A 24,361-nucleotide genomic window follows, 5' to 3' on the forward strand; every position below is an offset into this window, starting at 1 on the left:
CAGAGCGCCTGACGCGGTTGCGGTGCCGTTCCCCCTTCCCCACAACGCGATTCGCCCCTCCCCGTACCGTCAAGGAAGCCTTGCACCGGTAGCCGCGGAGATCATCACGGAACACCGGTCGTCACCCCAACGCGCGCCGCACGAGGTCGAAGTACTGGTCGCCTCGCACCACCCGATAGTCCGGGCCGAGCGACGCGGTGACCTCGGCGAGGTCCTGCGGCGTCATCGCCCAAGCGTTCACCCCGATGGACACGAAGCGCGGCGACGCGTGGTCCCAGCTCGCCGCCATCCGGGTGATCGCCTGCCGCGTCTCCTCCACCCCCGCCACGCCCAGGATCGTCGACAGCGGCGTCTGGTCCCGCACGAGCGACGTCTCGCTGGTACCACCCCAGTTGAGGAACACTCCGCGCGGCTCGACGTCCTCGACGTAGGCCGCTGCCTTCGCGTCCGGCAGGTCCACGTCCCTGCCGTCGACGCGGTTGAGGACGTAGATGATGTCCATGCCGGTGGCCCGCATGTACCGCCCGGTCTGGCGGGTGAAGACCTCGAAGGTCTCCTGCGGCCACGGTGTCGGGTAGATGTACCCCGCGCCGGAGGGGCCCGCCACCAGCAGGTCGTTGGCGGTGGCGGTGCGCTGGAAGTGGCTGAGGAAGTTCGGTGCCGCGTCCTTCAACAACGGGCTGGTCGTCCAGTTGACGGGCACGCTGCCCCGACCGGGGTTGTCCCAGAGGACCCGGAGGCGGTGCTCGTTGTACTGCAGGTTGTCGCCCTCCGACATGGTGAAGGTGACGTAGATCCTGTCCTCCAGCGGCAGGTCCGGCGCGGACGGCTGCCGGTCCGAGATCGGCGCCCGGGCACCGGAGTGGACGGTGAGGTTCTCGAACCAGTCCGCCGCGAGCACGTACACACCGTGGCGGGAGGCGAGTTCGGTACCGCCGAACTCGCCGGCGATGTCCTGCGCGAACCAGCCGAGGTAGGGCGTGTTCGGGCGTACGTCGGACATGATCTGCTCGAACAACGCCCGCTCGGCGTCGATGTTGGGGTCCAGCCAGAAGGTCATCGCACGGTTGGCGACCGCGTAGTCGCGCAGGTAGGCGTAGCCCACCTTGCTCGGGCGGTCCGGCTCGGTCGCGCTCACCGAGATGGTGTATTCGTTCCACATCTCGACCGACAGGGTGAGCTTCGTCGTACCCGAGGGCGGCGTGAACCCGTAGACGAAGTAGTTGCCGCCGTCGGCGAAGCGGTGCTGCGGCGGTCCGAGACTGGTTTGGGAGTTGCCGCTGTCGAAGAGGTAGGGCTCCTCCGCGTCCGTCCCCGGGACGAAGTCCACGACGGTCTGGTCGTCGGCGTGCAGGCTGACCTGGTGGACGGCCGGACCCCAACCGTCGTTGGTGAAGGAGTCGTCGAAGCGGACCCAGACGCCATCCCCGCCGAGATGGTCGGACAGGTCGAACTCGAGAACCTCCCGGTTCGAGGCGTCGTGCAGGTGGGTGTCGACCTTCGCGAGCGTGGTGTAGATGGCGGGGACCCCGGGCGGCAGGGTGACGTCGCGCTGCGGTGGCAGTCCGACCAACATGCGGTGCGTGGTCTTCGCCCAGAGTTGGTCGTACTGCCACTGGTAGGCGTGGATCCGGTCGGTGAACCGCCCGCGCAGGTCGTCGAGCACCGGAATCCGGTAGGTCGTGGCGAGCCGGTCGGCCAACGCCGGGCTCGCCACGACGAGGTTCCGCAGCCCAGACAGGGTGGTGGCGACGTTGATGGAGTCAGGGACGTCGGGATCGAAGACGACGCTGCCGTGGACAGCGGACCGGTACTTCGTCACGAGGTCCCAGGCATCGTCGTGCGTGGTGGTGGGGACACCGAGTTCGTCCAGCCAGGTCCGACGACCCTCCCCGCTCGTCGCGTCGTCACCGATCAGGTAGATCCGCGGGCGGTTGCGGTTGACCACGCCCTGCAGCGTGCCGAGCAGCAACTTCTCATCGCCGGAGAGTCCGGTGATGTCCACCACGTCGAGCGACTGGATCTGGGCGAACGTCGGCAGTGCCTGGTTCTTCGGCCAACTGATCCCCGGAGCGTCACTCGCGGTGGAAGCGGCATCCGCCCCTGGCGCTGCCGCCGCGGTGGCGGCGGTGGCCACGGACATCGCGTTCGGGACCGCCGCTACACCGATCCCGGCCGCGACGAACCGCCCGAACGTACGACGTGAGAAGTCCCTGCTCCGTGTCATGGCCTGGCACCGCCCGTTCGGGTAGGCGCGCGGTAAGCGCTCTCCGCGCACTGGGGAAAGGGAACGCGCACCCGATTGTGACCGGTGGGACATGCTCGAACAAGATCGCTGGCCAGTGCAGGCCGTGAGGCGCTACCTGCTCGCGAGAACGTCGGCGAGCTGGTCGACCGCCCACTCGAGGTCGGCCTGCTCGATCACCAGTGGCGGAGCGATCCGGATCGTCGACCCGTGGGTGTCCTTCGCCAGGACGCCGCGATCGGCCAGCGCGGCACAGATGTCGCGCCCGGAGCCGAGCGCCGGATCCACGTCGATGCCGGCCCAGAGTCCGACACAACGCACCGACACGAGCCCCTTCCCGACGAGCTGGTCGAGCCGGCGGCGGAGCACGAGTCCCAGGTCGCGGGCCCGCTCCTGGTAGCTGCCGTCGCGGAGCAGGGCGACCACGGACCGCCCGACCGCGCAGGCGAGCGGGTTGCCGCCGAAGGTGCTCCCGTGCTGGCCGGGCCTGACGACACCGAGGACGTCGACCGAGCCGACGACGGCGGACACCGGAACCACCCCGCCGCCGAGCGCCTTGCCGAGGATGTACAGGTCGGGCACGACGCCCTCGCGGTCGCAGGCGAACGTCGTCCCGGTCCGACCGAGACCGGACTGGATCTCGTCGGCCAGGAGAAGGACGTCGTTCTCGCCGCACACGCGGCGGACGTCGCGCAGGTAGCCGTCCGGTGGCACGATCACACCGGCCTCGCCCTGGACGGGTTCGATGAGCACCGCCACGGTCGTCTCGTCGATCGCCGCCGCGATCGCGTCGGCGTCGCCGTAGGGCACGGTCACGAAGCCGGGCGTGTAGGGACCGTAGTGGTCGTGCGCGTCCGGGTCGTCAGAGAAGCTCACGATGCTGATCGTGCGGCCGTGGAAGTTGCCGCTCGCCACCACGATGGTGGCCCGACCGTCGGGCACTCCCTTGACCTCGTAGCCCCACTTGCGGGCCACCTTCAGGGCGGTCTCGACCGCCTCGGCGCCGGTGTTCATCGGCAGCACCATCGTCTCGGTGGAGCGGCCGTCCCGGTCGCCGAGGCGCCCCAGCGTCGGGTCCGCCGGCCGCGAGGCGGCCACCAAGGCCGCCAGCTCCGCGCAGAACGCACCGAACTGGTCGTGGTGGAAGGCCCGGCTGATCAGGGTGAGCCGGTCGAGTTGTTCCCGCGCCGCCTGGATGACGGCGGGGTGCCGGTGGCCGAAGTTCAGGGCCGAGTAGCCGGCCAGGCAGTCGAGGTAACGCCGCCCGTCGACACCGGTCACCCAGGCGCCTTCGGCCTCGGCGACGACCACGGGCAGTGGGTGGTAGTTGTGGGCCGCGTACCGCTCGGCGAGCGCGATCTGGGCGGCGGCCGGTGAGGTCACGTCACCGAGCATCGGAGGACCTCCCCGCTCCTGAGCGGACCTCCGGCCGGATCTCGGGCCGGATCTCCAGGGTGCAGCACTTCGGGCCGCCGCCGGACTTGCGCAGCTCGGACAGGTCGACCGTGACCGGCTCGAATCCGCGTTCGGCGAGCTGCCGGGCGAGCCCGGTCGCCTGCACGGGCAGGACGACGTGGCGACCGTCGGAAACGGCGTTCAGGCCGAGGACGACCGCATCGGCGTCCTCGGCGAGGAGCGCGTCGGGGTAGAGCTCCCCCAGGACCTGTCGGCTCCCCGCGGAGAATGCCGCCGGGTAGTAGACGATCGTCTCGTCGTCCAGGACCGCGAGCGCGGTGTCCAGGTGGTAGAACCGCGGGTCGACGAGTTCCAGCGAGACGACCTCCCGTCCGACGTACTCCTCCAGCTCTCGGTGCGCCGCCGGGTCGGTCCGGAAGCCGGTGCCGGCGAGGATCCGTGCCGGTGTGGTGAGGAGGTCGCCCTCCCCCTCGGCGACCGCGAGCGGGAGGTAGGCGTCGCGGACGCCGACCTCGACGCCGTGGGTCTTGAACCACTCGAGGTAGCGGGTGGACTCCGGCATCCGCTCCAGGTGCCGGAACCGCGCGCCGAACGCCAGGCCGTCGACGACGACCGCGCCGTTGGCCGCGAACACCATGTCGGGCAGTCCGGGCACCGGGTCGATCAGGCTCACCTCGTGGCCGAGGTCGAGGTAGATCCGGCGCAGGTTCTCCCACTGGGCGACCGCGAGGTCGGTGTCGACCGCCACGTCCGGATGCATCCAGGGGTTGATAGCGTACGAAACGGTGAAGTACGTGGGGCGGCACATCAGGTAGTGCCGGCGGGTGGCGGCCGTGGCCATCGAGACCTCCGAGGACGATCAACGCGAGAGATGACGCGAAAGGTGCTGACAGCACCGCGCTCACCATCGAGCCTAGGAAACGGCCTACCCACCAACCATGCGTCGAAGATGCGCTCTCGCGGCAGTTCGTTGCGTAGTTCGTGGGCTGTCCGGCGAATCGTTGCGCGAGCACCCCCGAACGTTTCCGGGTGTGGCCGGGGTCACCCCAGGCAGGTGAGTCCGGGACGCTCCAGCAGTCGGGAGAGCACCAGCGAACTCTTCGTCCGGACGACGTACGGCTCGGCGTTCATCCGTTCCAGGACGCGCTCGAAATGCCCGATGTCGGCGGCGAGGACGTGGACGAGCGCGTCCGCCTCGCCGGTCAGCGTGCACGCCGACACGACCTCGGGAAACCGGGCGATTCCGTCCCGGATCGTCGCCGGGGACGTCTTGCCCTGGCAGTACAGCTCCACGTAGGCCTCGGTGGTCCAGCCGAGCGCGCGCGGGTCGACCTTGGCGGTGAACCCGGTGATCGCTCCTGCCTGGCGCAGCCGGTCGACGCGACGCTTGACCGCGGGTGCGGACAGGCCGACCTGGGCACCGATGTCGGCGAAGCTCGCCCGACCGTCGTCGAGCAACCGGGCCACGATCTGTTCGTCGAGTGGGTCCAGGCGCACCGTCGCACTTCCCTTCCGCAGGTCGTGGGACCAGCCTCGTCCGTCCCGGTCGGATCATCGAGCCGTACCGTCCGAACCATCTCGATCATGCCTACCCGGACCACCGCGACCGGCGGGGTGTCCGCCCTAGACTCCACGGCCGTGAACGATGCTCGCACCACCATCCTCGTCAACGGTCTCCCCGCGGCCGGAAAGTCGACACTAGCCCCGCCGCTGGCGCGCACCCTCGGCCTGCCGCTCCTCAGCAAGGACATCATCAAGGAGACGCACGCCGACCTGCTCGGCCCGCTGGCACCCGACGGCCGGTCGCAGCGGGACTGGAACAGGGCGCTCGGCGCGGCGGCGAGTGAGACGATGTGGGCGCTCCTGGCGCACGCGCCGCTTGGTGCGGTGCTGGAGAGCTCCTGGCGCTCCGACGTACGCCCGTTGGTCGCGGAGGGGCTCGCCCGGGCCGGGGTGGAGCACGTGGCGGAGGTGTGGTGCGAGGTCCCCGCCGGTGTGGCCCGTGCCCGGGACCACGCACGACACCAGGGCCGCCATGGGATTCACGGCGCCCTCATGACCGATGCGGAGTGGACCCGGATGGTCGAGACCGCGGAGCCGCTCGGCCTGGGGCCCGTGTGCCGGGTCGACACGACCGCGGCCGTCGACGTGGAGGCGCTCGCCGCATGGTGCCGGGCCGCGGCCAACGGCACGCTTCCCCCTTACCGCCAATAAACCAGCCCGGGCGGGTCCAGAACAAGACTGCAGTTTCGGCGAACGAGACCGCAGAATCGACCACCATGAGGACCTCGAGCACGACCCGCACGGCCTCGGCCGAAGCAACCTGGGATCGTTCGGCACGATCGCGAACGCGCTGTGGATCGGTGGGGCGCAGTGGGCCGGAAAGTCCACGGTGGCACGTATCCTCGCCCGCCGCTTCGGCGTCACCGCCTACCACTACGACTACCACGACGCCCGCGGCCACAACGACCGCCGCGTCGCGCGCCGGGCGGAGGTGGGTGAGCCGATCGCTGGTCCCGACCCCGAGGAGATGTGGGTACGCCACTCGCCGCCCTGGATGGCGCAACACGCCCTTGACGACTTCTCGGTGCGCTTCGAGTGGGCACTGGACGACCTGCGCGCCCTCGTCGCCGGCCGGCCGATCCTCGCCGAGGGCTGGGGTCTGCGACCCGACCTGGTCGCGCCGCTGCTCGACTCGCCACGCCGGATGATCGTGATGGTGCCGACCGAGGAGTTCCGGCAGCGGCAACTACGCGACCTGCCGCGGGCGAGGGCGCACCACTATCAGGTGAGCGACCCTGAACACGGCCAGCGCAACCGCGTCGAGCGGGATCGGCTGATCGCGGCCGACGTGGAGGCAGCGGCAAGACGACACAGCATCCGGGTGTTGTGGGTGGACGGCTCGCGGGACGCCGAACAGGTCGCGACCCTGGTCGCCGACCACTTCGCGGCGTACCTCGCCACGACGACGGCCGGATGAGGCGACGGCCGGCCCGCCGGACCCGCCGCGTCAGGACGTCTTGACGCCCTGCTCGCGCGCCTCCAGAGCGGCCCGCTCCTCGGCCTCGGCCTGCGTGTGCCGACGGGCGGGAGTGCTGCCAAGGCCCTGGCTGGCCATGATCTTGGCGATGATGAGGCCGACGAGTGGCAGCCCGATGGCGCTGATGAAGAACAGCACCCACGCTCCCATGACCACGGAGAGACCGGCGATGACGGAGGCGATCAGGATGATCCCGACCGCGGTCCACGCCGCTGGGCTGTTTCCGTGATGATCGGTGTGAATGCGCTCCTGGCCCTGCTTGTCCGCCATGTGCAGGCCTCTCCTTCCGTCCCGACGCCCATTGTGTCGTGATACCGGACCGGCCAGACACCTGGGTCGGTCCTGGCCTCGTGCCGCTCAGTCCCGTGTCGTCGGGTCCTCGCCCCGGTCGAGTGCCGCCCAGGGGTCTGTGTCCGACTTTCGCCGGGTGGTCGGTGCGTCGTACTTCGCTCCCATCGACGGCCAGCGATGGCTCCCGGCGGCGGCGAGCAGGCCACCCACGGTGACCAGAACACCACCCGCGAGGGCGAGCACCGGCCAGCTGGTGCTCGCGACCTCCGTCGCGTGCGTGCCGCCGCCGACCCCGGCCGCCGCGCGGCGGAGGGCGTCGTCGGCGACCGAGCCGGTCCGGGACCAGAAGAGGACGACCGCGACGACGGAGGCCAGTCCGGCGAGTCCGACGAGGGCCCCCGCGATCCGGCGACCGATCCCCCGGGTGGCGACCAGCGCGAGGACGCCCGCGAGGCCGACGAAGCCGGCGGCCCGAGCCAGGGGTGCCGCGTCCCCACCGCTGACCGCCACGCTCACCGACGGGTAGTCGGGGATGGACAGGGCGGCGGTGACCCAGGTGCGACTCGCGGCGAGGAGCACGAGGGCCGCACCGACCAGCACCAGGGCCAGGGTGAGGAACATCTGCCTGCGGGACGTCACGGTTGCCTGAACGTCTCGGCAACCGCAACGGCACGTAGCGCGGCGGCCGCCTTGTTGCGGGTCTCGGCGTCCTCGGCGACCGGGTCGGAGTCGGCCACGATGCCACCGCCCGCCTGGACGTAGGCCACGCCGTCGCGCAGCAGGGCGGTCCGGATGGCGATCGCGGCGTCGAGGTCGCCGGCGAAGTCGAGGTAACCGACAACGCCGCCGTACAGCCCGCGCCGAGTGGGTTCGAGCTTCTCGATGATCTCCATCGCGCGCGGTTTCGGGGCCCCGGAGAGCGTTCCGGCCGGGAAACAGGCGCACAGCGCGTCGAACGCCGACCGTTCCGGGGCCAGCCGGCCGACCACCGTCGACTCCAGGTGCATGACGTGGCTGTAGCGGCGCACGGTCATGAAGTCGACGACCTCGACGGTGCCCGGCGCGCACACCCTGCCGAGGTCGTTGCGACCGAGGTCGACCAGCATCAGGTGTTCGGCGCGCTCCTTCTCGTCGGAGAGGAGTTCGCGCTCGAGTTCGTGGTCCTCCTCCGGGGTGGCGCCACGCGGCCGGGTACCCGCGATCGGGTGGGTCAGCGCGCGGTCACCCGTCACCGTGACGAGCGCCTCCGGGCTGGATCCCACGATGTCGAAGTCGCCGTAGCGCAGGAGGTACATGTACGGCGAGGGGTTGGAGAAGCGCAGCACCCGGTAGATGTCGAAGGCGCGCGCGGTGGTCCGGCGCTCGAACCGCTGCGACACGACGACCTGGAACGCCTCGCCGGCGTGGATCTCCTCCTTGGCCTGCTCCACCGCGGCCATGTGTTCTTCCGCGCTGCGCCGGCGTTCGTACTCCGGCGCGGCGCGCAGGTCGGCCGCCGCCACGAAGGACGGCGTCGGCTCGGCGAGCGCCTTCGTCATCGTGTCCAGGCGTTCGACCGCGTCCGCCCAGGCCTGGTCGACGCGTTCGCCCGAGTCGTCCCAGTTGACGGCGTTGGCGATCAGCAGGAGGGTGCCGTCCACGTGGTCGAGGACCGCGAGGTCGGTGGCCAGCATGAGAGCGAGCTCAGGCAACCGGAGGTCGTCCTCGGTCAGGTCGGGCAACCGCTCGAGTCGGCGTACGGCGTCGTAACCGATGTAGCCGACCAGGCCCCCGGTGAGTGGTGGGAGTCCCGGCAGCCGCGGCGTGCGCAGCCGCGCCACCGTCTCCTGGACGGCGGCCAGCGGGTCGCCCCCGGAGGGCAGACCGACCGGGGGCGTGCCGAGCCAGTGCGCCTGCCCGCCGCGTTCGGTGAGCACCGCGGCCGAGCGCACGCCGACGAAGGAGTACCTTCCCCACACCCCGCCGTGTTCGGCGGACTCGAACAGGAAGGTGCCTGGTTCGTCGCGGGCGAGCTTGGCGTAGACACCGAGCGGTGTCTCCGCGTCGGCGAGCAACTTGCGGGTCACCGGGATCACCCGGCGGCCGGGGGCCAGCCGCCGGAACTCCTCGAGGTCGGGGGCCGTGGCCCCGATGGGGTTGGTGTCCAGGATCGTCACCGGCCGGCCTCCTCGTTCTCCGGGGCCCCGACAGCCGCCGGCAGCAGGCCCGCGTCGAAGCAGGTCCGGTCACCGGTGTGGCAGGCCGCGCCTTCCTGGTCGACCTGGACCAGGAGGGTGTCGCCGTCGCAGTCCAGGCGTACTTCCTTGACCCACTGCCGGTTTCCCGACGTCTCGCCCTTGACCCAGTAGGAGCGCCGGCTCCGGCTCCAGAACGTCGAACGCCCCGTGGTGAGCGTCCGGTGGAGCGCCTCGTCGTCCATCCAGCCGACCATGAGGACCTCGCCGGTGTCGTACTGCTGGATCACCGCGGTCACCAGCCCATGGTCGTCCCGCTTCAGGCGCGCGGCGATCTCGGGGGCGAGTGCGGTCTCGGCACTGGGCATGCGCGCCATTCTTCCCGGTCGGGTGAGCCCTCCGTCCGGTCGGGTGCGCGCTCCCGGATCGAGGTCCGTCATCCGGGACCGCTGGCCGGGGACAAAACCCCCATCTTCGTCGTGCCGCCACGGCGATCATGGCCGTGGCGGGGAAAATGGAAGGCGTGACCGTCGAGTCGACGCCGAGCGGCCGGGCTGTCCTGACCCTGCGGCGGGCCGCCATCGGGGTGTGCGTTCTCGCCGTCGCGTGGATCGGGTCCGGGCTCGAGGACCAGACCTGGCCACCCACCCTCATCGTGCTCGCGGTGGTGATCCCCGTGGGCCTGCTCTCCTTCCGGCGACCGGTCGGCCCGGTCCCCGGCATGGTCGAGACCGAGCACCCGCTCCGCCGCAGCGTGGTGTTCTGGAGCGTCCTGCTCACGGCCGGACTGATCTGGGAGGCCTACGCCTTCTTCCACCAGCCCAGCATCCTCGTCGGCAGCTGGGAGCACCCCACCCTCTCCGAGCTTCTCCACCCGGTCTTCGAGTTCCGCAGCGCCAAGTTCGTCGGCTGGGTGTTGTGGATCTGGGCGGGACTCCGGATGGCCCGACCATGACCAGCCGCATCGTCACGATCGTCGGCTTCGTCCTGCTGTTCGGGATCGGTGGCGTCGCGATTTTCTGGTCGTGGCTGCGGCCCGAACGCTTCGCACGCTTCCACGACGCGCTCACCCACGTGACCGGACCGGCGCGATACCGCGTCCTGGTTCTGCTGATCTGGGCCTGGCTGGGCTGGCACTTCCTCGCCCGCTAGCTCCGGTTCGCGTCCTTCTGGTCGGCGCACAGGGGGCCCCTGGCCGCGCGGGAGGCGGCGTGGCAGTGTGCGCGTCATGGCGAATTCCTTCACCGCGCACGCCGGACCTGGAAACGGGTCCGCTCCGGGTGCTCCGGCAGCCGCTTCTGTGGCCGCTCCGGCCGGGATCGTTCCTGGCGGCTCGGACGGGACCACGGTCCACTTCTTCTCGTCGTTCGAGCCGGGCGATCCGCGTCCGCGAAGCGACGGCCAGGACGGGACCGGCTCCGGCGTGACGACCAGTGTCGGCGCCGGACCGGACCACGCTCCGGCCGCCAAGGCGCAGGTCGGGTTCAGTGGAGGATCAGCGCTCGCCTACGCCGGCCGGGCGGCGGACGCGGGTTCGGCCCACGCGCGGGTCCGGCTCTTCGACGTGCGGATCGAGGTGAACGCCGACACCGAACTCTCCTACGTCCTCTTCCCGGAGTTCACCGCCGGCGACCTCGGCTACCCCGCGACCTACGCGGCGATCGACCTGGAGTTCGCCGACGGCAGCCACCTGAGTGAGCTCGGCGTCCGCGACCAGCACGGCTTCCCCCTCACCCCGTCCGGGCAGGGCGCGTCCCGCTCGCTGTCGGCCGACCAGTGGAACCTCCGGCGGGCGGCGCTCGGCGAGGTCGCCGCCGGTCGGACGATCACCGGCATCCGGCTCGGCTACGACAATCCGAACGGTCCGGCCGACTTCCGCGGGTGGATCGACGACGTCGCGATCCTCGACCGGCCCGCACCGGCGGGTCCGACCCGACTGTCCGACCTCGTGATCACCACCCGCGGCACCCACTCCAGTGGCGCCTTCTCACGGGGCAACAACATCCCCGCGACCGCGTTGCCGCTCGGGTTCAACTTCTGGATCCCCGTCACCGACGCCGGGTCCACCAGTTGGGTGTACGAGTACCACCGCGCGAACAACGCCGACAACCTGGCGGAGCTCCAGGCCTTCGCGGTCAGCCACCAGACCAGCCCGTGGATGGGCGACCGGCAGACGTTCCAGGTGCTGCCGAGCGACGCGACGGGTACGCCCGACGCCGACCGAGCCACCCGGGCCCTGCCGTTCCGGCACGAGAACGAGACCGCCCGGCCCCACTACTACGCGGTGACCTTCGAGAACGGCATCAGCACCGAGATCGCACCGACGGACCACGCGGCGATCTTCCGCTTCACCTTCACCGGCCCGAGTTCCACGCTGCTCTTCGACAACGTCAATGCCAACGCGTCCTTGACAGTCGACCCGGACACCGGCGTGGTGACCGGATTCTCCGACGTACGCAGCCGGCTCTCCAACGGCGCCACCCGGATGTTCGTGTACGCGGAGTTCGACCAGCCGGTGGTCGAAGCCGGTCGTCCCGAGGGCGCCGAGGACCGGACCGAGGCCGCGGCGTACGTCCGGTTCGACCCGACCACGGCCCACCGCACCGTCACGATGCGGATCGCGACCTCCCTGCTCGGCGTCGAGCAGGCCGAACGCAACCTGCGGCTGGAGATCGCCGCCGAGGACAGCTTCGAGGACGTCCGGGAGCGCGCCCAGCAGCGCTGGGACGAGACACTCGGGGTGATCGAGGTCGAGGGCGCCGGCGAGGACCAGCTGCGGACGTTCTACTCCAACCTCTACCGGCTGTTCCTGTATCCGAACGCGGCCCACGAGAACACCGGGACCGTCGCGGAGCCGGTGCACGTCCACGCCGTCCAGTCCGCCACGACGACTCCCCCGAGCTCGCCGACCCGGACGGGCGCCGCCATCGTCCCCGGCAAGGTCTACGTCAACAACGGCTTCTGGGACACCTATCGCACCACCTGGCCGGCGTACGCCCTGCTGACCCCGCGACTCGCCGGCGAGCTCGTGGACGGCTTCCTGCAGCAGTACCGCGACGGCGGCTGGGTGGCCCGCTGGTCCTCGCCGGGGTACACCAACCTGATGGTCGGCACCAGCTCCGACGTCGCGTTCGCCGACGCGTTCCTGAAGGACGTCGAGGGGTTCGACCCGGAGACGGCCTACCGCGCGGCGGTGAAGAACGCGACCGTACGACCGCCCGACGACCATGTGGGCCGGAAGGGCTTCGACACGGCCGTCTTCCTCGGCTACACCGCGGCCGAGGCGACCGAGGAGGCGATGTCGTGGGCGCTGGACGGCTACATCAACGACTTCGGGATCGCCATGATGGCCGGCCGGCTCGCCGAGATCGTCGGACCGGAGGACCAGCGCTACGCCCGCTACCGCGAGGAGCAGGAGTACTTCCTGCGTCGTTCGCTGGGCTACGTCCACCTCTTCGACCCGTCGGTCGGTTTCTTCCAGGGACGGCACGCCGACGGGAGCCGGCGGCTGCCGCCGAGTGAGTTCGACCCGCGGGTCTGGGGCCACGACTACACCGAGACCAACGCCTGGAACATGGCGTTCCACGTACCTCACGACGGAGCGGGACTCGCCGCGCTGTACGGCGGCCGGGCGGGGCTCGCGGCCAAGCTCGACGAGTTCTTCGCGACGCCGGAGACCGGCGAGGAGGCGTTCAGGGGCTCCTACTCCTCCGTCATCCACGAGATGACCGAGGCGCGCGACGTCCGGATGGGGATGTACGGCCACAGCAACCAGCCGTCCCACCACATCCTCTACATGTACAACTACGTCGGCCAGCCGGCGAAGACGCAGGAGAAGGTGCGCGACGTCCTCGCCCGGCTCTACCTCGGCAGCGAGATCGGGCAGGGCTACCCGGGCGACGAGGACAACGGCGAAATGTCGGCCTGGCAGGTGTTCAGCGCGCTCGGCTACTATCCGCTGCAGATGGGCAGCCCGCGCTACGCCGTCGGCTCGCCGCTGTTCACCCGTGCCACCATCCACCTCGAGTCCGGCGCCGACCTGGTGATCAACGCACCGGACAACAGCCCCGAGAACGTCTACGTCCAGGGGCTCACGGTGAACGGCGCGGCCTACGACCGGACCTGGCTCCCGCACGGCCTGCTCGCCGCGGGTGGCGTGCTGGAGTTCGCGATGGGTCCGCGTCCGTCGACCTGGGGCACCGCTCCCGGCAGTGAGCCGCCCTCGGTCACCCCGGCCGGCACCGCTCCCGCGCCGCTGGTCGACGTCACCGGGCCCGGGCTCGGGACGCCGCACGCCTCGGGCGATGTCGACGCGGCGGTGCTGTTCGACGACACCTCGGCGACCTCGGTGACGTTCGCGGGTACCGAACGCTGGGTGCAATTCGACCTTGACGGCCCGGCGCGGGTGGAGTTCTACACCCTCACCTCCGCCGCGCAGGGATCCGCCGCCACCTCCTGGGTGCTGTCGGGATCGAACGACGGGACGGACTGGACCGTCCTCGACCCCCGAACCGGCGAGGAGTTCGAGTGGCCACGCCAGACCCGGCCCTTCCGGGTCGCCACGCCGGGCAGCTACGGGCGGTACCGGCTCGACCTCGGTTCCGGCTCGGGTGAGATCGCCGCGCTCGCGCAGGTCGAACTCCTGGCTCTTCGGCTTACGATCAGGGAATGACAGATCAGCTGGAGGTCACCGCCCGCACCGAACGCCGAGCACTCGCCGACCTGCTCGACAGCGTGGGCCCAGACGCACCCACGCTGTGCGCCGGCTGGTCGACTGCTGACCTCGCGGCCCACCTGGTGATCCGCGAGAGTGACCCGTTGGGTGCGGCGGGGATCATGATCACGCCACTGGCCGGACGGACCCGGGCCCGGATGGACGCCCTGATCGAGCGACTGGGCTACGACCGGCTGGTCGATCGGTTCCGGCAGGGTCCGCCGAGCTGGTCGCCGGTCCGGTTCGGTGCCGTCGACCGGGCGGCCAACACCGGCGAGTTCTTCGTCCACCACGAGGACGTCCGCCGGGCGCAGCCCGACTGGGAGCGCCGCCAGCTCCCCGCCGCGCTCGAGGACTTCTTCTGGCGGCGGGTCACCAGCGGTGGCCGCTTCCTGTTCCGTCGGGCCGCGGTCGGCGTGCTGGTCAGCCGCCCCGAGGGTGAGACGGTCCGGGTACGCCGGGGCGAGCCGACCGCGGTGCTCGAGGGGCCACCGAGTGAGCTGATGCTCTACATGTTCGGACGAAAGGGCGTCGCGCAGGTCGATCTCCGCGGGCCGGCGGCGGCCGTGGAGTCACTCGTCCACGCGCCGCTCGGGGTCTAGGGTCCCCTCACGCCGGACGCCCGTCGCACGGGACGCCCGGCGTGTTAGCCTCGGCGATGGCCCGGACGCGTGTTCGCGCGTGGTCCGGTGCCGACGCGACACAGACAAGCACCACCACAGTCAGCGAAGACTCGACAGACAACAGCAGACGACAGGGGAGCGCGCGAGCGCTGAGAGTGCGGGGCTGCCACACGTTGGCACAGCCCGCAGACCCTCGAACCTGATCTGGGTAATTCCAGCGCAGGAAGTCGGTCTGACCGTCACGTCACCGTGCGGCGCACCTGTACCGATCCGACATCGGGCACAGGTGCGTCGTCATGGTCGGCCTGCCGGCACATGACGCTCGGCCCTCGGCTGCCCTCGTCCCGCAGGGAGGCCATCCGATGACCCAGGACGTCACCTCGTCCGCCAGGAAGGGCGGCAAGAGCTCGGCCCGCTGGCGTACGGTCGACATCGTCGTGGCGGCCGTGGTGGCCGTGGCGTTCGGCGTCGTCTTCGCCGCATGGGGCGCGCTCTGGAACTTCACCCTGCCCGCCTTCGCGGCGTTCCCACCCGCGCAGGCCTTCATGTACGGCATGTGGCTGGTCCCCGGCGTGGTCGGCGGCCTGCTCATCCGTAAGCCGGGTGCCGCCACCTTCGTCGAGATCGTGGCCGCGACCGTCTCGGTGTTCCTCGGTATCCCGAACCCCGTCGCGATCATCTTCTACGGCCTGGTGCAGGGCCTCGGCGCGGAGGTGATCTTCGCGGCCTACCGGTACCGCTCCTGGCGGCTGCCGGTGGCACTGCTCGCCGGCGCCGTCGCCGGGCTGGTGCCCGCCGTTCTGGACAACATCCTCTACAACGCCGCGTGGGCGCCGGCCTGGATGGTCTCCTACGGCGTCCTCGTCGTGATCAGCTCGATCGTGATGGCCGGGGCCGGCGGATACGCGTTGATCCGCGCCCTCGCCCAGACCGGGGTGCTGGCGCCGTTCGCCTCCGGTCGCGAGCAGTCCCGCACGTGAGCGGCTCGGCACTGTCGATCCGCGCCCGCGGCTTCGGGTTCCGGTATGCCGGACGCCTGGCGTGGGCGGTGCGCGGCCTCGACCTCGCGATCGAACCCGGCGAACGGGTGCTGCTCGCCGGCCCGTCCGGTGGGGGCAAGAGCACCTTGCTCACCGGCCTGGCCGGACTGCTCGACACCGACCAGGCCGGTGAGTCCGAAGGGGCGCTGGAGGTGGGCGGCCTGCCCCCGGTAGAGGTCCGGGACCGGATCGGCATGGCGTTCCAGGATCCCGAGACCCAGCTGGTGATGGCGCGGGCAGGTGACGACGTGGCGTTCGGCCTGGAGAACCGTGCCGTACCCACCGAAGCGATCTGGTCGCGGGTCGACGAAGCGCTGGCGCTCGCGGGTTTCCCGTACGACCGGGAGCATCCGACCGGTCGGCTCTCCGGCGGAGAGAAGCAGCGCCTGGTCCTGGCCGGCGTGGTCGCCCTGCGGCCCGACCTGCTGCTCCTCGACGAACCGACCGCGAACCTCGACCCCGAGGGCGCGGCTCTCGTTCGCGGGGCTGTCGGCCAGGTCGTCGAGGCCACCGGCGCCACCCTCGTGGTGGTCGACCACCGGGTGGAGGACTGGCTGCCCCAGGTCGACCGGGTCGTGGTCGTCGGCGCCGGCGGCGGCGGCGTCCTCGCCGACGGAACCCCGGAGAAGGTGTTCACGACCGAGCAGGACGCCCTGGCCGCGGCCGGTGTGTGGATACCGGGAGGCGAGCTGCCGAACCGTTCACGACCCGCGACCACCCGCTCCGAGCCTTGGCTCACCGCCGAGACCCTGGCCTACCGCTATCCCGGCACCGACCGGCCGGCCCTCGCCGACGCCTCGCTCGTCCTGCGGGAAGGCGAGGCGGTCGCGATCACCGGCACGAACGGTTCCGGCAAGTCGACCCTCGCGATGCTCCTCGCCGGCCTGCTCGCGCCGTCCTCGGGCCAGGTCAGCGTGGCCGACGGCGCGGACCCCGATGTCACGGACCTCCCGCGCCGACGCCGCCGACGCAGGACCGCCGCCCGGCCGCTGCACCGCTGGCGGGCGAACGAGCTCGTCCGGGCCGTCGGCACCGTCTTCCAGGACCCCGAGCACCAGTTCCTCACCTCGAGCGTCCGCGCCGAACTCGCGCTCGGTCCCCGTCTCGCCGGTCTGTCCGCCGAGCAGACGAAACGCCGGGTCGAGGAGCTCCTGCAGCGACTCGCCCTGGAGAAGCTGGCCGAAGCGAACCCGTTCACCCTGTCCGGCGGAGAGAAACGCCGCCTGTCGGTGGCCACCGCCCTCGCGACCGGGCCGCGCGTACTCGTGCTCGACGAACCGACCTTCGGGCAGGACCGGCGCACCTGGCAGGAGCTGCTGGACCTGCTCGCCGAGCTCCGCTCGGCCGGGCACGCCCTGTGCTACGTGAGCCACGACCGGGAGTTCATCTCCGCGCTGGCCGACCGGGAGCTTCCCGTCCGCTCGGGACGGCTGGCCGCATGAGTTTCCTGAGTCAACCCCTATGTCGCGAGAGGCTTATCCGCGGGCGTGTTGATCTTCCTGTTGGCCTGGTGGGTGGCGGGGTCGTAGCAGGTGCCGTCGCGCCAGCAGGCCCACATCACCCGCAGCCAGGTGCGGGCCAGGATGCGGATCGCGTGGGGGTGTCGCTTCTTGCGGGCTCTGGCGTCGTTGTAGATCTTCGCTGCCCAGGTACTGCCGTGGCGGCTGTTGTCGGCGAAGGTGGTCAGCGCGACGCGGGCTCGGCGGTTCGTCGCGAAGCGGAAGGCGACCGTGCGGGACTTGCCCGAGGCGCGGGTGAGGGGGACGACACCGGCCTCGGCGATGAGCTGTTCGCAGGTCTGAGCGCGTTCCAGGATCGGGCCGATCTCCCCGATGACCTGCCCGAGGCTGACCTTGCCGATGCGCGGCATGGTGGCGAACAGCGGCGCGTAGGGGTGGGCTTTGGTGGCCTCGGCGATGGTCTTGTCCAGTGTGCGGATGGTTCCGCGGATGCCCTGCACGAGCTGGACCTGAACGCGGACCAGCTGCCCGGTTATCGCCTCGCTGAGACGCGAGGCCGCCTTCGGCGTGGCGCGCAGACGTTCGATCAGGACGCTTCCGGGCTTCTTGCCGGAGTAGCCGCGGCGCTTGCACCAGGCTTCCAGGCGCCCCGCGGTGAGCGTGGCGGCCGAGGCCGGGGTGGGGTACCGCTCCAGGAAGGCCATGGCGATGTCGCTGTCCAGGCTGGCGAAGACCGTCTTGCCGCCGGGCCAATGCTCGTCCAGCAGCGCGGCGAGCTGGTTGACGGCGGCGACCTTGGCCTCGACGTGGTCGGCCCGCTGACGCGCGAGGGCCTGCAGGTCGAGGGTGGCCTGCTCGGTGGGCTCCAGCCTCGGCAGCAGGTGGCCGTCGGTGCGCAGGTAATCGGCGAGCTTCATGCTGTCGCCGGCATCTGTCTTGGCCTTCGAAGCGCCCCAGCGCGCCCGCATCGCGTGGAAGGCGTTCGGGTGGACCGGCACGACCGGGTGCCCGGCGGCCAGCAGCCGGTCGACGGCCAGGCCCCGGGTGGTCTCAATGGCCACGGGCAGGCCGGCCGGGTTGCCGTGCTTGCGCAGTCGGGCCAGGGTCTTGGCGAACCCTTCCTCGGTGTGGGCCAGTTCCCACCGGTCGATGCGCTTGCCGGTGTCGTCCATGACGGTCACGTCATGGGTTTCGCTCGCCCAATCCCATCCGATGAACACGTGCGTCGTACTCCAAGGCGGTTCGAGGAGCACCTGCCCGGTGGTGAGGTCGTCTGCCGGGAGCTCATTAATCGGCCCTCTGCGGGGCGTGTCCCTGAAGCCGATCAGACGACCTCGGCCCGGCGGGGCTGGCGGAACTCATGCTGGCCGTCGAACAGCTCGCATTACTGGCCATGCACCCACCGGGACCGAGAGGTCACAACCCTACCCGTGAGGGCTGCAGAAGGGATGGTCCTCTAATGAGCATCCTCGCCGAGCCCATCGTCGGGAATCCCCACGCTCCGGTCGCCCGACTGAACCCGGTGACGAAGCTCGTCGCGGCGTTCGCGGTGATGATCGGGCTGCTTCTCACCGGGGACGCGGTGACCCCCGCCCTGGTCCTTGCGATCGAACTCGTCGCGATCTCGATGGCCGGCCTGCGGTGGGGCGTGTTCCTCCGCCGCATCTGGTTGCTGTTCCTCACCACCGCGGGGATCGGCCTGTCGACGCTGCTCTTCACCGACCGCGACACCGGCACCCTGTGGCTTTCCGCCGGACCGGTCCACGTCACGACCGGCAGCCTGCTGGCCGCGACCGCGATCGTGCTGCGCGTACTCGCGATCAGCCTTCCCGGTGTCGTGGCGTTCGCCTCGACCGACCCGACGGAGTTCGCGGACGCACTGGTGGAGCACCTCCACGCTCCCCCACGCTTCACGTTCGGCGCGCTCGCGGCGTTCCGGCTCCTCCCGGTGCTCGGTGACGAGTGGCGGACGTTGCTGCTCGCCCGCCGGGCGCGTGGCATCGACGCCGGCCGCTCGCCGCTACGACGGGTGCGGCTGTTCGCCTCCGGGGTGTTCGCCCTCCTGGTCGGTGCCATCCGGCGCGGCGTACGGCTGGCGACGGCGATGGAGTCGCGCGGCTTCACCGACCGTCCCGACCGGACCCTCGCCCGACCGCGGCCGCTGAGGCGTTCGGACTGGCTCTTCCTCGTCGGGACGTGTGCCGCGGTCGTCGGCGCCACCCTGGCGAGCCTCGCGCTCGGTACCTGGCGCTTCCTGTTCTGGTGAGCGGCGGGATCAGGTGGCGGCGGTGCTCGCAGCGCCTGTTCCGGGAGTGGACGGCACGACTTTCGTCGCGGAATCCTCGGGCGCGCACCCACGTTCGTGGCATGGTCCCCTGACATTTGTCATCGACGGGTCCGACGATCCCCCATGGCGACGTCGTCGCGGCTTCGGGACACTGGGGCGGTGACTTCGCAGCAGATCCCGCAGAAGCACCCAGAGCACCCCGAAACGGGCGAGCTCCCCCTAGAGCTTCGGCCACCGCGCCACCGCGTCTCCTCCGCCGCCATCAGGTACTGGACGACTCGGGCCCTCCTCGGTTGGCTCGTCCTGACCGCAGTCCAGGTGGTGTGGCTAGTCCTCGGCCGGGACCACCTGGGCTGGCGCATCCCGATCCTGGTGGCCACCCTGGTCCTCGGCGCCGCGCACGTCATGGTGATGCCGCGCTGGCGCTACGCCGTGCACCGCTGGGAGTCGACGGCGGAGGCCGTCTACACGCAGTCAGGCTGGTTCGACCAGGAGCGCAGGATCGCCCCGATCTCCCGGATCCAGACGGTCGACAGCGAACGCGGACCGCTGGAGCAGATCTTCGGCCTCTCCAACGTCACGGTCACGACGGCGTCGGCGGCCGGGCCGTTGAAGATCAACGGACTCGACCGGGACACCGCACAGCGCCTGGTCGACGACCTCACGAGCACCACCCAGGCCACGCACGGTGACGCGACATGAGCCGGTCCGACCCCACCCACTCCGACCCGACCCACTCCGCCGACCCGACCCCCGCCGCCGACCCGACCCCCGCGGCCGACTCCGCACCGCCTCACACAGACGCCGGGAACGAGCCGACGACCGACACCCACGGCTGGCGGCGGCTCAGTGGCCGGATGCTCGCCGTCCACCCCGTCCAGGAACTGGTCCGGACCTTCCCCGCCCTGATCGGCCTCCTCATCGCCGGCAGCAGCAGCGGCCACGGATCGCTGTGGAGCCTGATCGGCCTGGCGGCGGTGATCGTCCTCGGCACGCTGCGGTGGTTCACCACGACCTACCGGATCACTCCGGACCAGGTGCAGGTACGCCGCGGCCTGCTACGTCGCCGCGTCCTCACCGTCCCACGGGACCGCGTCCGCACGGTCGACGTCACCGCGAACGCCATGCACCGGCTCGTCGGGCTCGCCCGCGTCGTGATCGGCACCGGCCGCTCCGACCGCAAGGGCGAGGACGGCCTGAAGCTCGACGCTCTGGCCGCACCCGACGCCCACCGGCTGCGCGAGGAACTCCTGCATCGCGCCCTCCACGTGGACACCGCGCCCGTCGCCACCCACGTCACAGCCCAATCCACCGGCACAGGCACAGGCACCACGGTGGCCGGGCCGCTCCCCTCGCGCGCCCACGCAGACCCACGTCCGGCCGGCACGTCGCCGGAGACCCGACTGGCCACTCTCCGACCGAGTTGGATCAGGTACGGCCCGTTCACGCTGTCCGGCCTGATCACCATCGGCGTCCTCGTCGGCTTCGGCGGCCGAGCCCTGTCGGAAGCGCGGATCGACCCGCAGGAGTTCGGCCCCGTGCACCTTCTGCTGACCCACCTGCAGCGGGTCGGCTGGGTCGTCGCGGGCCTGGAGGTCCTGGCTGTCCTCGTCGTCCTCACGGCGGTCGCCTCGACCCTCGCCTACGTCCTGGCGTTCTGGAACTTCCGGCTCTCCCGGCACGTCGGCGGCAGCCTGCACGTCAACCGCGGCCTCATCACGACCCGCGCGACGAGCATCGAGGAACGCCGGATGCGCGGGGTGGAGTTGAGCGAGCCGTTGCTGCTGCGCGCCGCCGGTGGCGCGCGCTGCATCGCGATCGCGACCGGCCTACGGGTCGGGCGTGGCGCCGAACGCGGTGGCTCGCTGCTGCTTCCGCCGGCTCCCCGCGGGGTCGCCGTCAAGGTCGCCGGTGACGTGTTCGGCCGGACCGAACCCTTCACCCGAGCGCTCACGCCACACGGGAGCGTTGCCCGACGCCGGCGCTACACCCGTGCCCTCGGCGGAACCGCGGTGTTCGTCGCGGTGCTGGCGGTGCTCCACTCGCTGGTCGGACTGCCCTCGTGGGCGTGGGAGACGTCCCTGCTGCTCCTCCCCTGCGCCGCTCTCGTCGCCGGTGACCGGTCCCGCAGTCTCGGCCACGCGCTGGCCGACGGGGCGCTCGTGTGCCGGTTGGGTTCGCTCATCCGCCGCCGCAGCGTGCTCGCCTGCGACGGCGTCATCGGGTGGAACATGCATCGCTCGTACTTCCAGCGCCGGGCCGGGTTGATGACGCTCACCGCGACCACCGCCGCGGGACGCCAGCACTACGACATCCAGGACGTGGAGATGGCGACCGGCCTGCGGCTCGCCGACCAGGCCGTACCCGGCCTGCTCACACCGTTCCTCGTGGGCGCCGACGCGACCAAGAACGCCACGGCCGGATAGCACCAGCAGGAGAAACGAACGGAAAGGGTGGCGGCGCGACCCGTGCGTTGGCAGTAGGTCATCGCCAGGTCGCGCCGCCACCCACCATTGGAATCAGTTCAGTTCGAACTCGCCGGCCCGGACACCGCCGACGAAGTTCTTCCAGGCTCCGGCGCTGAACGCCAGGACCGGCCCGCCGCGGTCCTTGGAGTCGCGGACCGCGACGCGCCCGAGCGCGCCGCGCTCGATCCGCCTGTCACCACCACGGTCGTGGGCACGCCAGGCGGCGACCTCCACACAACTCGAGCCGTTGCCGCAGTAGCTGCTCGTCCGCCACGCCAGGCCCGCCGGGCCCATTTCGAGCGTCCGCATCTATCTCTCCTCGGATCTACTCATGATCTTTTCCGCCGCCTGCGTGAGAAAGTCGACCGAATCAGCTGGACTCAGCGCCATGGCCCGCAGGTGGTCGAAAGCCAACGTATACCGGTAGATCTCGGCATGGCTTTCGACATACCGATTGGCGGTCATGGTCTCGACATAAACCGCATCCGGTTCATGAGGATTAGGAAATTCCAAGATGTCGAACGAGCCGGCGCTCGCCGGATGGGCGCCGGCGGACGCGGGAAGGACCTGGACGGTCACATTGTCGCGCTCGGCGTACTCCCGGAGCTTGTCGTACTGCTCGGCCATGATCTTGGGAGATCCGACGACCCAGCTCAACGCCGGCTCGGCGATCACCAACCAGAACCGAAGTGGGTCCCGCTCGCGGGTGAGCAGCCGCTGCCGGGTCATGCGGACCTCGACCCGCCGGTCGATCTCGGCCGGCGAGGAAAGTCCCATCGTGGCGCCGCGGATGATGTCGCGCGCGTAGCTCTCGGTCTGCATCAAACCGTGGATCACGTGGGCGTTGTAGGAACGCATCCCGGCAAGTTGCGCTTCGAGTTCGATGTAGTCGATGTAGTCGCTCGGCACGAACTCCGCATAGGCGTCCCACCAACCCTTGGTCCGGGCGGTGCGGGTCTTGCTCAGGATCGCGGTGCGGCGTTCGCCTTCGACGCCGTACAGGTCGAGCAGGAGATTGAGGTCCTTGGAGTTGACGCCGACGATCGCGGTCTCGATCCGGCTGATCTTGGCGACCGACCAGCCGAGGCGCGCGGCGACCTCTTCCAGGGTGACCTGTGCCCGCTCGCGGAACAGCCGTAGCTCCGCCGCGAGTCGACGGCGTTGAATCGTTGGGGGTTTGGTACTCGGCATGCTTCTTCCACGTCCGAAGATGTTTGGACCTCTGATCTTGGGGGAAGTGAGCGCTTCTCGCACCAAGATTGACTGAACCGGGTACTGCACGACACAAGTGCAAATTTACGCATTCGTGTTGTAGAAGGACTTGCTCAGGATTACGGTCGGCTCAGGATCGCGCAGCACGCCATCACATTGACGGGGAGGTTCGTGCGATGGCAACCATGACACCCACAGTTGCGTGGGTTACGGGGAGAAGGGCGGCATTGCCCACCGATGCCAGGTTCTTCATACCCCACCATGACCGGCCCGCGTGGCCGGAAACCGAACTCGATCGTCGCGCACAGGACCTGGCGACAATTCACCGGCCGGACCAAGACCCGCTCCGCTGGCGCCGTCGTTGGGGGGTGCTGCCCTGGCCCGGCCTCGAAGAACCGCGTTGCGTGTTCTGCGGCCGCGCCTGGCTGTGCCCACCCGCCGCCTGGGCACACGCCCAACTGTCCGCCCACGGACACAACCGCCGCGAGCACCTCAGCGAGGAGGCCCCCTAATGTCCGCGCCGCCATTCGACGACGCACCGAGCACCATCGAGCAGGAGGACCGTCCCATCCCCACCGCCACCACCCACGGCGAGGCACCGGCCGCCACCGCCGCGCAACCCGCCACGCTCCGGATCACCCCCACCCAGACCCTCCCGCCCGACGTCGCCAACGGTGTGTACGACCAGGTCGTCGCGACCGAGCCAGTGCGCGAGATCCCCTATAGCTGGGTCCAGTTGGTACGGCCGGGCGGCGAGCTCGTGGTGTCCTGGCGCAATCCCTTCGCCGGCCCCGTACGCGCCCGCCTGTCGGTCAGCGAGGACGGCCGCGCGGCCGGCAACTTCGTCGAGTGGACCGGATGCCCCGAGGGCGACGAGCACGCGGGCGTCATCACCGAGGCGGAGAGCGCGGTGCCGTGGTATCGCACCACGACCAGCCTCGACCCGCACGCCGTCTGGTCCGACCCCGCGGCGCTGTTCGCGCTCGGGATCAGGTTGCCCCGGCTGCGGTGGGCACAGACCGGTTCCAGCTACGTCGGCTCCCCCCGAACCGACGTCGCACGGGCCGACGCCTCGAGCGACGTCCACGACACCATGGCGGACTCGACACCGCCGAGCGCCAAGGACGACCGCACGGGTTCGGGCCCGTTGCGCTACTGGATCCACGACGAGGCGTCCTGTGCGTGTGCGCGGAACCTTCCCTCCGGTGAGATCCAGGTCGAGCAGCACGGACCCCGGCTGCTGTGGCGGGAGGTCGAGGCCGCCTACAAGTGGTGGGAGGAGCAGGACCATCCGGCGTTCGACCGGTTCGGCATCAGCGTGACGTCGTTCGGCCAGTTCGCCTGGCTCGGCCACCGCTGCTCGGGACGAATCTGGCGGATCTAGCGCTTCG

General features: G+C 70.6%; 23 protein-coding genes and 1 riboswitch. Of the genes, 12 read left to right on the forward strand and 11 right to left on the reverse strand.

Annotated features, from left to right (window positions below; genetic code table 11):
- Positions 1 to 121: 121 nt before the first annotated feature.
- The 4 genes from HEB94_RS36605 to HEB94_RS36620 all read right to left on the reverse strand — a co-directional run bounded on the left by HEB94_RS36605 (position 122) and on the right by HEB94_RS36620 (position 5,158).
- Entirely contained in the window at positions 122 to 2,227 is a 2,106-nt protein-coding gene (locus HEB94_RS36605; RefSeq protein WP_238361731.1) for a GxGYxYP domain-containing protein, read from the reverse strand.
- A gap of 132 nt (positions 2,228 to 2,359) precedes the next feature.
- Complete coding sequence (locus HEB94_RS36610; protein ID WP_192754082.1) at positions 2,360 to 3,640, reverse strand: aminotransferase class III-fold pyridoxal phosphate-dependent enzyme; 1,281 nt, start codon at positions 3,638 to 3,640, stop codon at positions 2,360 to 2,362.
- Entirely contained in the window at positions 3,630 to 4,502 is an 873-nt protein-coding gene (ddaH, locus tag HEB94_RS36615) for a dimethylargininase (RefSeq protein WP_192754083.1), read from the reverse strand. The genes HEB94_RS36610 and ddaH overlap by 11 nt, the downstream gene beginning before the upstream one ends.
- Before the next feature lie 200 nt (positions 4,503 to 4,702).
- Positions 4,703 to 5,158 carry an Lrp/AsnC ligand binding domain-containing protein gene (locus HEB94_RS36620; protein ID WP_192754084.1) on the reverse strand — a complete coding sequence of 152 codons (456 nt, stop codon included), beginning with the start codon at positions 5,156 to 5,158 and terminating at the stop codon, positions 4,703 to 4,705.
- A gap of 87 nt (positions 5,159 to 5,245) precedes the next feature.
- On the opposite strand from HEB94_RS36620, the gene HEB94_RS36625 reads away from it, so the two are divergent.
- On the forward strand, positions 5,246 to 5,875 hold the full coding sequence (locus HEB94_RS36625) for a P-loop nucleotide/nucleoside kinase family protein (protein ID WP_202896750.1): 630 nt from the start codon (positions 5,246 to 5,248) through the stop codon (positions 5,873 to 5,875).
- A 178-nt stretch (positions 5,876 to 6,053) separates the two neighbouring features.
- Positions 6,054 to 6,641 (forward strand): hypothetical protein, encoded by a 588-nt coding sequence (locus HEB94_RS36630; protein ID WP_337918164.1) that lies wholly within the window; start codon positions 6,054 to 6,056, stop codon positions 6,639 to 6,641.
- 30 nt (positions 6,642 to 6,671) lie between these two features.
- Here HEB94_RS36630 and HEB94_RS36635 read toward each other — a convergent pair whose 3' ends face one another.
- From HEB94_RS36635 to hisI, 4 genes are all read right to left on the reverse strand, one after another.
- Positions 6,672 to 6,971 carry an HGxxPAAW family protein gene (locus tag HEB94_RS36635; RefSeq protein ID WP_192754085.1) on the reverse strand — a complete coding sequence of 100 codons (300 nt, stop codon included), beginning with the start codon at positions 6,969 to 6,971 and terminating at the stop codon, positions 6,672 to 6,674.
- Positions 6,972 to 7,058: 87 nt separating this feature from the next.
- A complete protein-coding gene (locus HEB94_RS36640) occupies positions 7,059 to 7,631 on the reverse strand; it encodes a Trp biosynthesis-associated membrane protein (RefSeq protein WP_192754086.1) in 573 nt (190 codons plus the stop codon).
- On the reverse strand, positions 7,628 to 9,148 hold the full coding sequence (locus tag HEB94_RS36645) for an anthranilate synthase component I (RefSeq protein WP_337918165.1): 1,521 nt from the start codon (positions 9,146 to 9,148) through the stop codon (positions 7,628 to 7,630). Before HEB94_RS36645 ends, HEB94_RS36640 begins: the two co-directional genes overlap by 4 nt.
- The gene (hisI, locus tag HEB94_RS36650; RefSeq protein ID WP_192754087.1) at positions 9,145 to 9,534 is read right to left on the reverse strand and encodes a phosphoribosyl-AMP cyclohydrolase; all 390 of its coding nucleotides are present in this window, start codon (positions 9,532 to 9,534) and stop codon (positions 9,145 to 9,147) included. Before hisI ends, HEB94_RS36645 begins: the two co-directional genes overlap by 4 nt.
- Positions 9,535 to 9,689: 155 nt before the next feature.
- Here hisI and HEB94_RS36655 point away from each other — a divergent pair, with 155 nt between their 5' ends.
- From HEB94_RS36655 to HEB94_RS36680, 6 genes are all read left to right on the forward strand, one after another.
- A complete protein-coding gene (locus tag HEB94_RS36655) occupies positions 9,690 to 10,121 on the forward strand; it encodes a hypothetical protein (RefSeq protein ID WP_192754088.1) in 432 nt (143 codons plus the stop codon).
- The gene (locus HEB94_RS36660) at positions 10,118 to 10,318 is read left to right on the forward strand and encodes a DUF6186 family protein (protein WP_192754089.1); all 201 of its coding nucleotides are present in this window, start codon (positions 10,118 to 10,120) and stop codon (positions 10,316 to 10,318) included. The genes HEB94_RS36655 and HEB94_RS36660 overlap by 4 nt, the downstream gene beginning before the upstream one ends.
- Before the next feature lie 76 nt (positions 10,319 to 10,394).
- Positions 10,395 to 13,838, forward strand: coding sequence for a GH92 family glycosyl hydrolase (locus HEB94_RS36665; protein WP_192754090.1), 3,444 nt, complete (start codon positions 10,395 to 10,397; stop codon positions 13,836 to 13,838).
- The gene (locus HEB94_RS36670) at positions 13,835 to 14,482 is read left to right on the forward strand and encodes a TIGR03085 family metal-binding protein (RefSeq protein WP_202896751.1); all 648 of its coding nucleotides are present in this window, start codon (positions 13,835 to 13,837) and stop codon (positions 14,480 to 14,482) included. The genes HEB94_RS36665 and HEB94_RS36670 overlap by 4 nt, the downstream gene beginning before the upstream one ends.
- 143 nt (positions 14,483 to 14,625) lie before the next feature.
- Positions 14,626 to 14,746: riboswitch (TPP riboswitch) on the forward strand.
- Positions 14,747 to 14,865: 119 nt separating this feature from the next.
- Complete coding sequence (locus HEB94_RS36675) at positions 14,866 to 15,483, forward strand: ECF transporter S component (RefSeq protein ID WP_192754091.1); 618 nt, start codon at positions 14,866 to 14,868, stop codon at positions 15,481 to 15,483.
- On the forward strand, positions 15,480 to 16,985 hold the full coding sequence (locus tag HEB94_RS36680) for an ABC transporter ATP-binding protein (RefSeq protein WP_337918166.1): 1,506 nt from the start codon (positions 15,480 to 15,482) through the stop codon (positions 16,983 to 16,985). Before HEB94_RS36675 ends, HEB94_RS36680 begins: the two co-directional genes overlap by 4 nt.
- Before the next feature lie 17 nt (positions 16,986 to 17,002).
- Here HEB94_RS36680 and HEB94_RS36685 read toward each other — a convergent pair whose 3' ends face one another.
- A complete protein-coding gene (locus tag HEB94_RS36685) occupies positions 17,003 to 18,256 on the reverse strand; it encodes an IS110 family RNA-guided transposase (protein ID WP_337918167.1) in 1,254 nt (417 codons plus the stop codon).
- A gap of 206 nt (positions 18,257 to 18,462) precedes the next feature.
- On the opposite strand from HEB94_RS36685, the gene HEB94_RS36690 reads away from it, so the two are divergent.
- The 3 genes from HEB94_RS36690 (at position 18,463) to HEB94_RS36700 (ending at position 21,716) form a co-directional block, all read left to right on the forward strand.
- Complete coding sequence (locus HEB94_RS36690; RefSeq protein ID WP_192754092.1) at positions 18,463 to 19,269, forward strand: energy-coupling factor transporter transmembrane component T family protein; 807 nt, start codon at positions 18,463 to 18,465, stop codon at positions 19,267 to 19,269.
- A gap of 180 nt (positions 19,270 to 19,449) precedes the next feature.
- Positions 19,450 to 19,992, forward strand: a complete 543-nt coding sequence (locus HEB94_RS53870) for a PH domain-containing protein (protein ID WP_337918168.1) — start codon at positions 19,450 to 19,452, stop codon at positions 19,990 to 19,992.
- Entirely contained in the window at positions 19,989 to 21,716 is a 1,728-nt protein-coding gene (locus HEB94_RS36700) for a PH domain-containing protein (protein ID WP_192754094.1), read from the forward strand. The genes HEB94_RS53870 and HEB94_RS36700 overlap by 4 nt, the downstream gene beginning before the upstream one ends.
- Before the next feature lie 93 nt (positions 21,717 to 21,809).
- On the opposite strand, the gene HEB94_RS36705 is transcribed toward HEB94_RS36700, so the two are convergent.
- Entirely contained in the window at positions 21,810 to 22,067 is a 258-nt protein-coding gene (locus tag HEB94_RS36705) for a DUF397 domain-containing protein (protein WP_192754095.1), read from the reverse strand.
- On the reverse strand, positions 22,068 to 22,949 hold the full coding sequence (locus HEB94_RS36710) for a helix-turn-helix domain-containing protein (protein WP_192754096.1): 882 nt from the start codon (positions 22,947 to 22,949) through the stop codon (positions 22,068 to 22,070).
- Between the two features lie 532 nt (positions 22,950 to 23,481).
- Here HEB94_RS36710 and HEB94_RS36715 point away from each other — a divergent pair.
- Entirely contained in the window at positions 23,482 to 24,354 is an 873-nt protein-coding gene (locus tag HEB94_RS36715) for a hypothetical protein (protein ID WP_192754097.1), read from the forward strand.
- Positions 24,355 to 24,361: the final 7 nt, after the last annotated feature.

This window comes from Actinopolymorpha pittospori, from assembly GCF_014873875.1.
In the GTDB taxonomy this organism is placed as follows: domain Bacteria; phylum Actinomycetota; class Actinomycetes; order Propionibacteriales; family Actinopolymorphaceae; genus Actinopolymorpha; species Actinopolymorpha pittospori.